This window comes from Roseateles cavernae, from assembly GCF_040187885.1.
Classification (GTDB): Bacteria; Pseudomonadota; Gammaproteobacteria; order Burkholderiales; family Burkholderiaceae_C; genus Roseateles_E; species Roseateles_E cavernae.
Map to the genome: position 1 here is coordinate 437,818 of NZ_JBDPLH010000002.1, position 13,289 is coordinate 451,106.

Annotated in this window: 14 protein-coding genes; 7 read left to right on the forward strand and 7 right to left on the reverse strand. The window is 68.6% G+C overall.

What is annotated here, in order from left to right; translation table 11 throughout:
• Positions 1-36: 36 nt before the first annotated feature.
• A complete protein-coding gene (locus tag ABGI63_RS08890; RefSeq protein ID WP_349742095.1) occupies positions 37-798 on the forward strand; it encodes a PRC-barrel domain-containing protein in 762 nt (253 codons plus the stop codon).
• A gap of 24 nt (positions 799-822) precedes the next feature.
• A complete protein-coding gene (locus ABGI63_RS08895) occupies positions 823-1,329 on the forward strand; it encodes a pyridoxamine 5'-phosphate oxidase family protein (RefSeq protein WP_349742096.1) in 507 nt (168 codons plus the stop codon).
• 47 nt (positions 1,330-1,376) lie between these two features.
• Here the strand turns inward: ABGI63_RS08895 and ABGI63_RS08900 are convergent, their stop codons facing one another.
• The 3 genes from ABGI63_RS08900 to ABGI63_RS08910 are packed head-to-tail and all read right to left on the reverse strand — an operon-like array spanning position 1,377 to position 2,713.
• Complete coding sequence (locus ABGI63_RS08900; RefSeq protein WP_137941120.1) at positions 1,377-1,598, reverse strand: hypothetical protein; 222 nt, start codon at positions 1,596-1,598, stop codon at positions 1,377-1,379.
• Between the two features lie 54 nt (positions 1,599-1,652).
• Positions 1,653-2,255, reverse strand: coding sequence for a GNAT family N-acetyltransferase (locus ABGI63_RS08905; RefSeq protein ID WP_349742097.1), 603 nt, complete (start codon positions 2,253-2,255; stop codon positions 1,653-1,655).
• Complete coding sequence (locus ABGI63_RS08910; RefSeq protein WP_349742098.1) at positions 2,252-2,713, reverse strand: META domain-containing protein; 462 nt, start codon at positions 2,711-2,713, stop codon at positions 2,252-2,254. Before ABGI63_RS08910 ends, ABGI63_RS08905 begins: the two co-directional genes overlap by 4 nt.
• Positions 2,714-2,789: 76 nt before the next feature.
• Between ABGI63_RS08910 and ABGI63_RS08915 the strand changes: the two genes are divergently transcribed.
• Positions 2,790-3,290, forward strand: coding sequence for a YgjV family protein (locus ABGI63_RS08915; protein ID WP_349742099.1), 501 nt, complete (start codon positions 2,790-2,792; stop codon positions 3,288-3,290).
• Between the two features lie 9 nt (positions 3,291-3,299).
• On the opposite strand, the gene ABGI63_RS08920 is transcribed toward ABGI63_RS08915, so the two are convergent.
• From ABGI63_RS08920 to imuA, 3 genes are read right to left on the reverse strand one after another with little or no spacing between them, the layout of a single operon-like run.
• On the reverse strand, positions 3,300-6,473 hold the full coding sequence (locus ABGI63_RS08920; protein ID WP_349742100.1) for an error-prone DNA polymerase: 3,174 nt from the start codon (positions 6,471-6,473) through the stop codon (positions 3,300-3,302).
• Positions 6,470-7,789: a Y-family DNA polymerase gene (locus ABGI63_RS08925; protein WP_349742101.1), complete on the reverse strand. Its 1,320-nt coding sequence runs from the start codon at positions 7,787-7,789 to the stop codon at positions 6,470-6,472. The genes ABGI63_RS08920 and ABGI63_RS08925 overlap by 4 nt, the downstream gene beginning before the upstream one ends.
• A complete protein-coding gene (gene imuA / locus ABGI63_RS08930; protein ID WP_349742102.1) occupies positions 7,746-8,504 on the reverse strand; it encodes a translesion DNA synthesis-associated protein ImuA in 759 nt (252 codons plus the stop codon). The genes ABGI63_RS08925 and imuA overlap by 44 nt, the downstream gene beginning before the upstream one ends.
• Positions 8,505-8,703: 199 nt before the next feature.
• On the opposite strand from imuA, the gene ABGI63_RS08935 reads away from it, so the two are divergent.
• The 3 genes from ABGI63_RS08935 (at position 8,704) to ABGI63_RS08945 (ending at position 11,153) form a co-directional block, all read left to right on the forward strand.
• Complete coding sequence (locus ABGI63_RS08935; protein ID WP_262970017.1) at positions 8,704-9,294, forward strand: GNAT family N-acetyltransferase; 591 nt, start codon at positions 8,704-8,706, stop codon at positions 9,292-9,294.
• 120 nt (positions 9,295-9,414) lie between these two features.
• The gene (locus ABGI63_RS08940; protein WP_349742103.1) at positions 9,415-9,786 is read left to right on the forward strand and encodes a helix-turn-helix domain-containing protein; all 372 of its coding nucleotides are present in this window, start codon (positions 9,415-9,417) and stop codon (positions 9,784-9,786) included.
• The gene (locus ABGI63_RS08945; protein WP_349742104.1) at positions 9,783-11,153 is read left to right on the forward strand and encodes a HipA domain-containing protein; all 1,371 of its coding nucleotides are present in this window, start codon (positions 9,783-9,785) and stop codon (positions 11,151-11,153) included. Before ABGI63_RS08940 ends, ABGI63_RS08945 begins: the two co-directional genes overlap by 4 nt.
• A 45-nt stretch (positions 11,154-11,198) precedes the next feature.
• Here ABGI63_RS08945 and ABGI63_RS08950 read toward each other — a convergent pair whose 3' ends face one another.
• Positions 11,199-11,585, reverse strand: coding sequence for a RidA family protein (locus ABGI63_RS08950; protein ID WP_349742105.1), 387 nt, complete (start codon positions 11,583-11,585; stop codon positions 11,199-11,201).
• 138 nt (positions 11,586-11,723) lie between these two features.
• Here ABGI63_RS08950 and ABGI63_RS08955 point away from each other — a divergent pair, with 138 nt between their 5' ends.
• Positions 11,724-13,286: an ABC transporter substrate-binding protein gene (locus tag ABGI63_RS08955; protein ID WP_349742106.1), complete on the forward strand. Its 1,563-nt coding sequence runs from the start codon at positions 11,724-11,726 to the stop codon at positions 13,284-13,286.
• Positions 13,287-13,289 lie beyond the last annotated feature (3 nt).

Sequence of the window (13,289 nt, forward strand, 5' to 3'; positions counted from 1 at the left end):
AAGCTGTCGGCATCACAGCGATCAAGGAGTGTTGCCATGTTGAACAGCATCAGCCAACTCAGCGGATCCACGCTCAGCGCGACCGAAGGCGAGGTCGGTGAGGTCAAGGAAGCCTATTTCGACGATCAGGCCTGGACCATCCGCTATCTGGTGGTCGACACCGGCTCCTGGCTGGCCGGGCGGGAGGTGCTGATCTCGCCCTATGCGGTGCAGCCGCCGCTGGGTCGGGTCAAGCAGATCCAGGTCGGACTCAGCCGCGAGCAGGTCGAGAAAAGCCCGGGCATCGACACCCACAAGCCGGTCTTGCGCGGCCATGAGCGGGTCTATCTGGACTATTACAACTATCCGCAGTACTGGGGCGGTGTCGGCCTGTGGGCGATGGAGGCCCTGCCGGTGCTGCCGCCGACCGGCCTGCAGACCCAGGCCGAGATCGAGCGCGCCGAGCAAGACCTGGCCCCCGAGGATGTGCATCTGCGCAGCAGCGCCAATGTCAGCGGCTACGACATCCATGCGCTCGACGGCAGCCTCGGCCATGTCAAGGACTTCATCTTCGACGAGGCCTCCTGGGCGATTCGCTATCTGGTGGTCGACACGCGCAACTGGTGGCCGGGCGGCAAGAAGGTGCTGATCGCCACGCACTGGATCGACCGCATCGAGTGGAGCGAGAAAACCGTCTACACCCAGCTGACCCGGGAGCAGATCAAGAACAGCCCCGAATACGACGACAGCGTGCTGCTGAACCGCGAGTTCGAGGAGCGGCTGCACGAGGCCCATGGCCGGCAGGGCTATTGGTACTGAGCGATGACCAGCTACATGGACTCAATGACGACCGAAGCGCCGCCGCCCCGTCTGTTGCTATGGGAACTGATCAAGGACATCCGCTTTGCGATGCTCACGACCCTGCATGACAACAGCCATCTGCACTCGCGGCCGATGACCACGCAGAACCGCAAGCTCGAGGACGATGACTGCCTGTGGTTCTTCATGTCCCGCAGCGGCGAGCCGGTCGACGAACTGACCGCCGAGGCCATGGTCAACCTGGCCTATGCCGATCCAGACCAGGATCGCTATGTGTCGGTCTCGGGTTGTGCGCGGGTGGTCAGCGATATTGCCAAGGCCCGCGAACTCTGGTCGCCGCAAGCCTTGGCCTGGTTCCCCGGCGGGGTCGATGACCCGGACCTGGCCCTGGTCGAGGTCAAGATCATTCATGCCCATTACTGGGACATGAGGGAAAGCAAGCTGACCCAGCTCTACACCATGGCCAAGGCGGTCGTCACCGGCAGGCCGCCGACCTCGCTGGGCGAGAGCGGCGAGATCCGCTTGCGCTGAGTTCGCTACGCCGCCTCTGCGCGGCCGGCCCGGTCGCGCCGCAACGGTCAGGGCTTCCTGCCCCCCACCACCAGCAGCACCACGCCCAGCGCGATCGCGGCCGCGCCGGCCCAGCCCGGCACATTGACCGTCTGCTTCTCCTTGACCGACAGCTCGATCGGGCCCAGCTTCACATCATGGGTTTCCTTGGTGTAGCTGAAGTTGCCGTAGAGCAAACCCAGCACGCCGGCGATGATCAGGGCGATGGCGGCGATCCGGACGGTGTTCATGGTGGACGCTTTCTGGGCTGTTGGGTTTGCGGCCGAGGATAGCAGCGCCTACCCTCATTCGGGCCGATCGCGCGCCACCAAGGCCAGATAGGGCGCCACATCGGGCTCGCGCAAGGGCTTGAGCAGCACCCGCACCGTGTTGAGCCTGTCATTGGCCGGCACGCCCTCGCGGCGGCGCAGTTCGACAAAGCCCAGGTGCCGCCAGAAAGCCTCCGCCCTGGCGTTGCCCAGCACCACGCCCAGCCGCATCCAGCGCGCGCCCTGAGCCGCCGCCCATTGCTCCAGCGCCCGGTAGCAGCGCGGCGCGATGCCCTGGCCATGCAGGGCCGTGGCGATGATGAACAGCGCCACATGCCAGCAGCCCTCGATCACCAGATCGCTGTCGACGATGGCGAAGCCGATCAGCGCCGGCGCGGTGTCCGGCGCTTCGCGCCACAGCCCGATATTGAAGTGCTCGCGCCAGCTCAGCTCGGCCGGCGGCCGCTCGGCCAGCTCGGTGGCGGCCTCGTCGGGCTTGGGCGGCGCGCCACCGATGCGCTCGAAGTACTCGGGGTTGGCGTCGAGAAAGGCCTGCAGCAGCGGCGCGTCGGCGGGGTCGAAGCGGCGTGCCGCGACGAGCTCATCGACGCGGAACAGCAGCGGGTGCCTGGCGCTCAAGGCGCCGCCGGCTCGAAGCGCGCCAGCGGCGCCATCCGGGCGCGGTGCAGCTGCAGCTGCTTGGCGTCGGCGTGGTAGCTGTCGGTGCGCTCCAGCGCCTGCATGAATTGCTGCTCCAGGCTCATGTCGGGGCAGGCGCGCAGCGTGCTGGCCAGCTTGTCGAAGCGCAGGCGCAGCGGCGCGCCTTGCTCGGCCTGGCCGAAGAAACCGTTGCAGCCGTTGTGGCCGCTGACACGCAGGCTCTGACCCTCCTGCTTGAAGCTCAGCGTCGGCACACGGCCGCTCGCGTCGGGTTTGACCGCTTGGCCCATCAGCTCCACCAGCCGCCACTCGCGGCCCTCGGCGATCAGCAGGGGGTCGGGTTTTGCGGCCGACGCGGCTGGTGGCGGCGGGCTGGGCGGCGTGGCGCAGGCGCTCAGCATCACGCCCAGCAGGCTCAGGCAAAGACGGGTCTTCATCGCAATCATTCGGGTGACTCCAAAGCGGGTGGCGCCCCCGAGAATAGCGCCTGCTCCCGCCGCCTTGTTGTCACCCATGATGCCCACCCTGTTGTCGCCCGCCCAGCTGCTGGGCTATCTGGCTTTGGTGTTCGGCGTCGGCTGCTTTGTGCAGACCGATGACCGGCGCTTCAAGCAGTTCATGGCGGTCGAGTGTTTCGCCTATGTGCTGCATTTCTGGCTGCTGGGCCAGCCCACGGCGGTGGCCAGTTCCCTGGTCTCGCTGGGGCGCTCGGTGGCGGCGATGTACAGCCGCTCGCGCTGGCTGGCGGCGTTCTTCGTGGGCCTGAACCTGGCGCTGGGCTGCTGGCTGTTCAGCGGCCTTGTCTCGCTGCTGCCGATCGCCGCCTCCTGCCTGGGCAGCCTGGCGCTGTTCCTGCTGCAGGGCCTGCAGATGCGGCTGCTGATGCTGGCCGGCACGTTGTGCTGGGTGGTCCACAACGCCCTGGTCGGCTCGGTGGGCGGCACCTTGCTGGAGCTGGTGGTGGCCGGCGTCAACGGCCTGACGATCTGGCGGCTGTGGCGGGCCGGGCGCTGAGCCCGGACCTCAATGGAAATCCCGGCTGGGCATCAGGATGGGCCCCAGCAGGTGCGAGAGGTCCCGGAAGTCCTGGGCCAGCAGATGGGCCACGCCGTTTTTTTCCTTCTGCCAGCGGCCCCGCACGGCCAGCAGGCGGGCGCCGATGATGGTGGAGCGGTGCTTGGCGTAGACATCGGCCCAGACGATGACCTGCACATTGCCGCCCTCGTCCTCCAGCGAGACGAAGATCGTGCCCTTGGCGGTCTGCGGGCGCTGGCGCACGGTGACGATGCCGCAGGTTCGGGCGCTGCGGCCGCTGGGCCAGCCGAGCAGCTCGGTCGAGCTGAGCAGGCCGCGCTGGCTCAGCTGCGGCCGCAGGATGGCCAGCGGGTGGCTGCGCAGGGTCAGGCCGGTGGCCGCATAGTCCCAGCGCACCTCCTCGCCCTCGGCGGCGGCGGGCAGCGCCAGCTGGGCCTCGCCCTCGGCCTCCTGCGCCCCGGCCTCGCGCAGCAGCGGTGGCAGCCTGTGCCAGGCCGTCGCCTGCCAGACCTGCTGGCGACGGTGCCCGGCCAGCGACAGCAGCGCGTCGGCGGCGGCCAGCTGCTGCATCTCGCGCTGCTCCAGTCTTGCGCGCAGGGCCAGGTCTTGCGCATCGGCAAACGACGCCTCGGCGCGCGCTGCGACGATGCGCGTCGACGCCTCGGCCGACAGGCCGGAAACCAGGCGCAGGCCCAGGCGCACGGCCAGGTCCTGCTTGGCACCGGGGTTGGGCTCCAGGCTGCTGTCGATCTCGCTGAGACTGACATCGGCCGGCCGCACCTCGACGCCATGGCGCCGCGCGTCCTGCACCAGCTGGCTCGGTGTGTAGAAACCCAGCGGCTGCGAGTTCAAGAGCGCGCACAGAAAGATCGCGGGCTCATGGCATTTGAGCCAGCAGGACACATAGGTCAGCAGCGCGAAGCTGGCGGCGTGGGATTCCGGAAAACCGTAGGAGGCGAAGCCCTTGATCTGCTTGAAGATGCGCTCGGCGTATTCGTCCTCGTAGCCGTTGCGGCGCATATTGCCGATGATCTTCTCGTAGAACTGCTGCAGATCGCCGGGCCGCTTCCAGGCCGCCATCGCGCGGCGCAGCTGGTCGGCCTCGCCGGCCGTGAAGTCGGCGGCAATCATCGCCACCTGCATCACCTGCTCCTGGAAGATCGGCACGCCGAAGGTGCGTTCCAGCGCCGGTTCCAGGCCCTTGGGATAGTCGATCTTGCGGCCGGCGCGGTGCTCGGCGCGGTTCTTCAGATAGGGATGGACCATGCCGCCCTCGATGGGCCCGGGGCGCACGATGGCCACCTCGACCACCAGGTCGTAATAGTTCTGTGGCCGCAGCCGCGGCAGCATGGACATCTGCGCGCGGCTCTCGATCTGGAACACGCCGACGGTGTCGGCCTTGCAGATCATCTCGTAGGTCGGCGGGTCGCCCTCGGGGATGCTGGCCAGGTCGTAATCCTTGCCGCGCCACTGGCGGTAGAAATCGAAGCAGCGCCGCAGGCAGCTCAGCATGCCCAGGGCGAGCACGTCCACCTTCATCAGCCCGACGCTGTCCAGATCGTCCTTGTCCCATTCGATCACCGTGCGCTTGTCCATCGCCGCGTTCTCGATCGGCACCAGCCGGTCCAGCGGGCCCTGGGTCAGCACAAAGCCGCCGACATGCTGGCTCAGATGGCGCGGCATGCCCATCAGCTGGCGCGAGAGCTGCACCAGCTGGCGCAGGGTCCGGCCATCCTCGTCGAGGCCCAGCTCGACGCAGAGCTGGCGTAGCCGCGCATCGGGCAGCGACTCCTCGGACCAGCCATGGTGGTCCAGCGCCAGCCGCTCCAGCAAGGCTTCGTCCATGCCCAGCGCCTTGCCGACATCGCGGATCGCGCTCTTGGCGCGGTAGCTGATCACGGTGGCGGCCAGCGCGGCTCGCTCGCGACCGTACTTGCTGTAGAGGTACTGGATCACCTCCTCGCGCCGCTCATGCTCGAAGTCCACATCGATATCGGGCGGCTCGTTGCGCTCCTTGCTGATGAAGCGTTCGAACAGTAGGGTGCTGCGGCCCGGGTCGACCGAGGTGATCTTCAGGCAGTAGCAGACCACGCTATTGGCCGCCGAGCCGCGACCCTGGCAGAGGATGCCAAGGCTGCGCGCATGGGCGACGATATCGGCCACGGTCAGGAAGTAATGCTCGTAGCGCAGGTCCTCGATCAGGGCCAGCTCGTAGTCGATGCGCTCGCGCCATTGCTTGGGCACGCCGTCCTTCCAGCGGTCCGCCATGCCCGCATAGGTCAGCCGGCGCAGATGGCTGGCCGGCGTCTCGCCGGCCGGCACGACCTCGCTGGGGTACTGGTAGCGGATCTCATCCAGCGAGAAGGTGCAGCCCGCCATCAAGACCAGGGTCTGCGCCAGCAGGTCGGCCGGATAGAGCTGGGCCAGGCGCAGCCGGCTGCGCAGGTGGCGTTCGGCATTGGGCTGCAGGTCCAGGCCGCAGTCGCGCACCGGCTTGGCCAGCCGGGTGGCCGTCATCACATCCTGCAGCGGCTTGCGCGAGCGCAGATGCATATGCACATCGCCGCAGGCCAGCAGCGGCAGCGCGGTGGTATCGGCCACCGTGCGCAGGCGCTGTAGCCACAGCTCGTCGCCGATCTCGCGCAAGAGCTCGACCCCGATCCAGGCCTGGCCCGGGTGATGGCGCAAGAGCCAGAGCGCTGGCGCCAGCAGCGCCGCGTCGTCCGCCTCGCGACGCGGCAGCAGGATCAGCTGGCAGCCGGCAAGCCGGCCGGGCTGCAACTGGGCGCGGCGCAGCCGGTACTGGCCCTTGCTCGCGCTCTCGCGCCGCAGCTGGGTGATGAACTGGCAGAGGTTGCCGTAGCCCTCCAGATGCCGGGCGATTGCCACCAGCTTGAAGTCGGGTTCACCGCCGGCGTCGTCGCGCACCAGGAACTCGGCGCCGATCAGCAAGCGGGGCAGGGCGGACTGCGGATCGGCCTCGCGCAGGCGCTTGAGCTGGGTATAGGCCCGCACCACGCCGGCCAGCGAGCATTCGTCGGTGATCGCGATGCCGGCGTAGCCGAGCCGGTGCGCGCGCTCGACCAGCTCCTCGGGGTTGGAGGCGCCGCGCAGAAAACTGAAATTGCTGAGGCAGTGCAGCTCGGCGTAGTCAGGGATCATGCGAAAACCCCATGCAGAAACCAGCCAGCCTCGACCTTGGAGAGCCGTTGCTGGTAGATCCACAAGAGCCCGGCCTGCGGACTCAGCGCCAGCACATAGTCGCGCTGCACCACGCCCGGCCCCGCGCCTTGCTGCCACCAACCGCCTTCGATGCGCTGCGGTCGGGTCAGCAGCTGCAGCGGTTCGCCCAGATGGCGCGGCTGGCTGGCGCGCACCTCCAGCCGCTGCGGCGGCTCCAGCAGCCAGGCGGGCTGTGGCAGCAGCGGCACGCGCGCTGCTGCGGGGCGCACCGGGCCGGGCCAGGGCTCCCAGCGCTGCATGCATTCCAGCCGGTGGTCTTCCTGCAACTGGCCGGCGCGCACCCGCTCCGGCCCCAGACGCACAGCCAGGCGCTCCAACAGGCGCGGCAGCGGCTCGGTGGCCTCGTCGGGTCCGGAACCGGAAGAGAGGGGCAGCAGGCTGGCCGCCTGCTCGGGACGCAGCATCACCTCATCGGCGCGCAGGCTCAGCTCGCCGACCGGCGCGGCCAGCTCCAGCCGCGCCAGATGCTCGGCCAGCAGCCGGCTCAGGTGGCGCAGATCGCGGCTGGGGTCGGCGGTGCCGAACTGCAGCGCGCCGTCCAGCACCACATCGCGGCCGCGCATCGCATCGTGCTGCCAGGCCAGGGTCAGCTGCTTGATGCCGGCCTGGCGTGCGGCCAGCCAGCCGCACAGCTGGCGCAGCAGGACCTCGGCGTAATGCACCAGGGCCGGGGCGTGTTCGATGCGAAAGGGCAGTTCCAGTCGCGCCTCGAAACGCTCCGGCGCCTGCAGCCAGGTGTGGGCCTCGTGGCTGTGGCCGTAGGCGCGATCCAGGGCCAGCAGCAGGCCGTCGCCGAAGCGCCGGCCGACGGCGCGGCGCGGCAGCGCGCGCAGCTGGCCCAGGCGCCGGCAACCCAGGCGCAGCAGCATGGCCTCATGGGCGCGGGCGGCGCTCAGCGTGCCCAGCGGCAGGGCGTCCAGCAACTCGTCCAGCGGCCTGCTCAGGCCGTCGTGCTGACCGACACGCGCCAGCGCCAGCGCACCCAGGCTGGTCGGCGCCCAGGCCATGCCGGCCAGGCCCAGATCCCTAGCCTCGCGCCACAGCCGCCGGTGCAGGCGCTGCGCGCCGCCGAACAGGCGCAGGCTGGCGCCGACCTCCAGCACCACGGCCTCCTCCAGCCGCGCCACCCGGGGCGTGAACTGCAGCGCCCACCAGCCCAGGGCGCGCAGATCCGCCTCGGTGGACGGGCCCTCAGGCGCCGAGGGCGACGATGCGAGCAGGGCGAGCCAATGCATCGCGCAACTCCGGCGTGGGTGGGGTCAGCGGGGCCGGCCGCGAGGCCTGCAGCAGCCGTGCCGCCAGCACCGGGGCCAGCGCCGGCGGCACGGCCTGCAGGCGCAGCGGCGCCGCCAGCGCCGGGCCGCGGCGCTTGATCAGGCGCAGCTCCAGGCCCCAGGCTTCCTGGGGCTGCAGCACGAGGCGCAGTGGCGCGGCCGAGGACTGCGCCGCCGCCTGCTCGGGCCGGAACACAAAGCAGGGCGCCTGTGCCCCTAGTGCGCAGGCCTGCAGCCGACGCAACTGCTCGGGCCGCGTCGAGGCCGGCAGCCAGGCCAGCACGGCGCCGGCGGCATTGGCCTTCAGCACCTGCTCCAGCGTCCACAGGATCTGGATCGGCGTGGCGGGGGCCAGCCAGACGAGCTGCCGGCTGTTCAGGCCCCAGGCCGCCAGGCCGGGCAGATGCGGTGTGAAGGGCGGGTTGATTAGTAGCAGGCTGCGCCCGCCGGCCTGGGCCGCCGCCAGTGCCGGACCCAGCAGCCGGAACTCGCAGACCCCCGGGCGCGGCTGCAGGATCTCGCTGAGGCTGCGGCCCGGCCAACCGCCGCCGGGCAGGGCGGCGTCCAGCGCGGCGAAGCCGCTGGGCAGGCCCGGGCTGCTGCCATGGGCCAGCTCGGAGCCGCGCCAGAGCGACTGGCGCAGCGGGCCTTCGAGCAGGGAGAGGGGGGCGTGCATGGGGACTGCAATGATTCAATAACTGTATGTTTATACAGTATATGGCCGACAGATGTAGCGGCTGCGGTGTGCAGTTTTTGGCCTCGCCGTGCTGCGACCGCTCGAGCAAGGGGGTAACAACCCGCGCCGGCCTCGTCATATCGGTTAAAACCCTGGGGTGCGCCGACTTGTATCGGCGCGTATCGGGAGGTTGCCGCTCATGAGTTCGCGAGAAGAGATGTCGATGCCGCTGGAAACGGCTCGCCTGCTGCTGCGAGCCCCTCGCGAACAGGACCTGGACGAGATCTACGGCCTGCATGCCGATCCGGTCACCAACCGCTTCAGCCCTGGCGGCCCGCTGCACTCCGCCGAGGCCGCTGCCAGCTTGCTGCAAGGCTGGCTGGCTCACTGGCAGAGCCAGGGCTTCGGCTACTGGGTGATTGCCGAGCGCGAGCACCCGGAGCAGTTGCTGGGCTGCGGCGGCATCATGAACAGGCCTATCGGCGGCCAGCCGGGCCTTTATCTGTATTTCCGTTTCCGGCCCCATGCCTGGGGTCGCGGCTATGCCTCGGAGATGGCCCAGGCAGCGCTGGCCCAGGCCTTCGACATCCTGCATGCCCCCGCCGTGCAGGCGGTGGTGCAGCCGGCCAACACCCCCTCGCGCAAGACGCTGGAGCGCATCGGCATGCTGCTGAAGGGCTCGCTGGCCGATGTGCCGGGCCAGGCGCCCAGCCTGGTCTACGAGATCACGGCGGCGCGCTGGGCCACGCTGCCGAAGACGCCGCCGGAGCCGACGCCGTTCGGGGCTTAGCGCCTGCCAAGGTAGGTGTTTTGGAGACATCAGCCAGAAACATCTCAAACCACCTGCCAAACCATCCGAAAACGCATGTAAAGCGCAAGCAGCGCTTATAGTCCTGTCAAAGCAGGAGAAATGATGCGCAAAGTGGTGGCCGAGCCCTTTCCAGACCCGCTGATCCGCGATGCCGCTGCATTCGGGCAGGCGGTGCGCGCCGCGCGCACCGCCGCGGGTATCAGCCTGGAAGCCGCCGCCCAGGCCCTGGGAATCAGCAAGGCGACGCTAGGTTCCCTTGAGGGAGGTACGGGCACCGTCGCGCTCGGCACCGCCTTGCGCGTGGCGCGAGAGCTCGGCGTGGCCGTGTTCGCCACGCCCCTCGCGGCGCAATTCGAGGCCGCCACGGCCTTGCAGGCCCTGCGGAAAACCGAACCGGGCTCCTGGGGCGGCCCCAGCGCTGACGCATCGGACCCCGCGAAACCGGCGCGTGAACGCGGGCACACCGCATGATCCAGCTCGCCATCTGGGCAGGTCATGATCGCGTCGGCACGCTGTCCCACGACGGGCCGAGCAATCTGTTCGACTTCAGCTACGCCGAGGCTTGGCAGCAAGGGCCTCGCAGTTTTCCGCTGAGTCCGCAGATGCCGCTGTTCACCGCCGCCCATGCTGCGGGCACCCCTGCCTTTGGCGAACTGCCGGTGCAGACGCGCTCGGCCATCGCCCGCGCCTTCTTCCAGAATCTGCTGCCTGAAGGCCAGGCGCTCGAAGTCGCCGCCCAGGCCAACGGCCTCGCGCGTGGCAATCTGGCCGGGCTGCTCGCGGCCCTCGGCGCCGAGACCACGGGCGCCCTGCGCGTGACGCTGCTCGATGACACGCCATCGCCCGCAGCACCAGCTCTTCGCCCCCTGCCGCTCGCCGAGCTGAGCGAGCGCATCCGCAGTCGCCCCGAGCAACCATTCTCCATCTGGGACGGCAAGGTGCGCCTCTCCATCGCCGGCCTGCAGGACAAGATCGCCGTCTATGAGGACGGCGGCAAGCTCTTTCTTGCCAATGGCGACGGCATCGCCTCCACCGTCATCCTCAAGCCCGCGCCCGCCAATGCCCGCTTGGCTGAGTTGCCGGCCATCGAGCACAGCTGCATGCGGCTGGCCGCCGCAGCCGGCATAGCGACGGCCAGGACCCGGCTGTTGCATGTCCCCGAGCCGGTCCTGCTTGTCGAACGGTTCGATCGGCGGCGCAGCGGCGACGGTGGCATCGAGCGCCTGCACATCATCGACGCCTGCCAGGCCTTGGGGCTGGCTCCCGAGCTCAAGTACGAACGCGCCTACGGCGACCAGGACGCCGTGAGGCACCTGCGCGACGGCGCAACCTTGCCCGGCCTCTTCGGTCTCGCCGACCTCAGCCCCGCACCCTTGGCCATGCGCACGCAGTTGCTGGACCGCCTGCTCTTCAATGTCCTGATCGGCAACTCCGACGCCCATGGAAAAAACTGGTCGTTCTTCGTGGGTCCACAGGCCGGTCTGCTCACCCTCGCGCCTGCCTACGACCTCGTCGACGTCGAAGCTGTTGCCCACGAGCATATGAGTACCAGCTTTGCCATGGGTATCGGCGACGCCTTCAGCCCCGAGGAACTCACGCCGTTCGAATGGGCCAGCATGGCCGCGCAGTGCCGGCTCGCACCCCGGCACCTCGCCGCACGCCTCAGGGCCTTGAGCGGAATCTTGCCTCGGCTGCTCCGTGATGCCCATGACGGTCTGGCGCAGCAAGGCGTGCCGCCCGCGCTGCTGGCCCGCATGGAAGAGCGGCTGCAAAGGCGCTGCGCCAAGGGTTCGGCCCAGGCCGCTGACATTGCACAAGTGCCCCCAAATCTGCTTTGACCGCCTGGCGGCGTCTCAAAGCTCAGGTGACGGGGTCTTGCCGGATCACCTGGGCTTGTAGGCCACCACGTCGATCTCGACCTTGGCGTCCACCATCAGGCGGGCCTCGGTGGTCGAGCGGGCCGGCTTGCCGTTCGGGAAGTAGCTCATATAGACGCGGTTGAAGGCGCCGAAGTCGCGCGCATCGTCCAGCCACACGGTGCTCTTGCAGACATCGTCCAGCGTGCAGCCGGCCAGCGCCAGCACGGCCTTCAGATTGGTCATCACCTGGTGGGTCTGGGCCTCGATGCCGCCGCTGATGATCTCGCCGGCGGCATTGGCCGGCACCTGGCCCGACACATAGACGAAATCGCCGGCCCGCACGGCAGGCGAGAAGGGGCGGGCTTGTTGGTCGGAGGCGACGGGCGGGGCGCCCAGGTATTCCAATGGCATGCTTGGCTTTCAGGGTGTGTGAATGAAAGTGTATTTCAACATCAGTTACTGAACAGCGGGTTTTCTCTAGGTTTAATCGGCTGAAACCTGGATATCGTTCTCTGAATTGAAATTAATTTTCATGACGGAGAGCCATCTATGCGAGCAGCCATCCCCTTCTTGTTTGCGCGACGCCGCGTCCTCGCTGGCCTGGCGGGTGCCGTCCTGCTGGGCGGCTTGCAGCCTGCGTTGGCTCAGGGCGCGGCCACCGGCCATGCGACGCTGGCCATGGTGGCCGAGCCGCAGACACTGGACCCGATGGCCTCCACCGCCGATCTGGTCGGCACCATCATGCAGCATGTGTTCGAGCCGCTCTACACCTTCGATGCCAAGTGGCAGCTGGTACCCATGCTGGCCGAGGCCATGCCCAAGGTCTCGGCCGACGGCAAGACCTACCGCATCGCGCTGCGCAAAGGTGTCAAGCTGCATTCGGGCCGCGATCTGAATGCCGAGGATGTGCTCGCCAGCCTGCAGCGCTGGATGGACAACGCGCCGCGCGGCAAAGCCGTGGCCAGGGAGCTGGCCGGCATGAAGGCGCTGGGCCCGCTGGAGATCGAGCTGACGCTGAAGAACCCCTATGCGCCCCTGGTGGCCCAGCTGGCCCTGCCCACCGGCATGGCCGCCATCATGGCCAAGGAGGCGATCGCGCTGCCGCTGAAGGAGTTTGTCGGCACCGGGCCTTACCGCTTCAAGGAGCGCCGCCCCGATCAATATGTGCTCTTGAGCCGCTTCGATCAGTACAGCGCCCGCAAGGAGCCGGCCAACGGCTATGGCGGCAAGCGCGAGGCGCTGATCGCCGAGCTGCGCTTTGTGCCGGTGCCCAATGCCAACACCCGGGTCGAGGGCGCGCTGGCCGGCCAGTACCACTATGCCGACCTGCTGCCGGTCGAGGCGATGGCGCGGCTGGACAAGGCCCAGGGCAAGACCGTGGCCCTGATGACGCCTTCGTTCGGCTTCCCCTACATCGTCTTCAATACCAAGGAAGGCCCGCTGGCCAGCCAGGCGCTGCGCCAGGCGGTGCAGACCGCGATGGGCAGCGGCGAGATGCTGGCCGCCGGTTTCGGCGACACGCGCTTCTTCAGCGCTGAGGCGAATCACTTCCCCAAGGGCTCGCCGTTCTATTCGATCGCCGGCGCCGAGCAGTACAACCAGCGCAATGCCGCGAAAGCCAAGGCCATGGCCGAGAAGGCCGGCTACAAGGGCGAGACGATACGTGTGCTGACCAGCCGCCAGTACGACTTCCACTACAACATGGCCTTGCTGATGGCCGAGCAGTTCAAGCGCGCCGGCCTGAAGGTGGAGCTCAATGTGGTCGACTGGGCCACGCTGGTGCAGCGCCGCGGCGAAGCCAAGCTGTGGGATCTCTACATCACGCATTCGGGCCAGTTCCCCGAGCCGATGCTGTCGCCGCCGCAACTGGGCGAGGGCGCACCGGGCTGGTGGAGCAGCCCGGCCAAGACCGCCGCGCTGGAGGCCTTCAACCGCGAGGCCGACCCCGCCAAGCGCGGCGCGCTGTGGGGCAAGGTGCAGCAGGTGGTCTACGACGAAGTGCCCTATGTCAACGTCGGCAAGTTCGCCAGCCTGTCGGCGCGCAGCCCTCTGCTTTCGAACTACCAGCCGGCCGCCTGGCCCTTCTTCTGGAACGTCACGGTCAAGAACTGACCC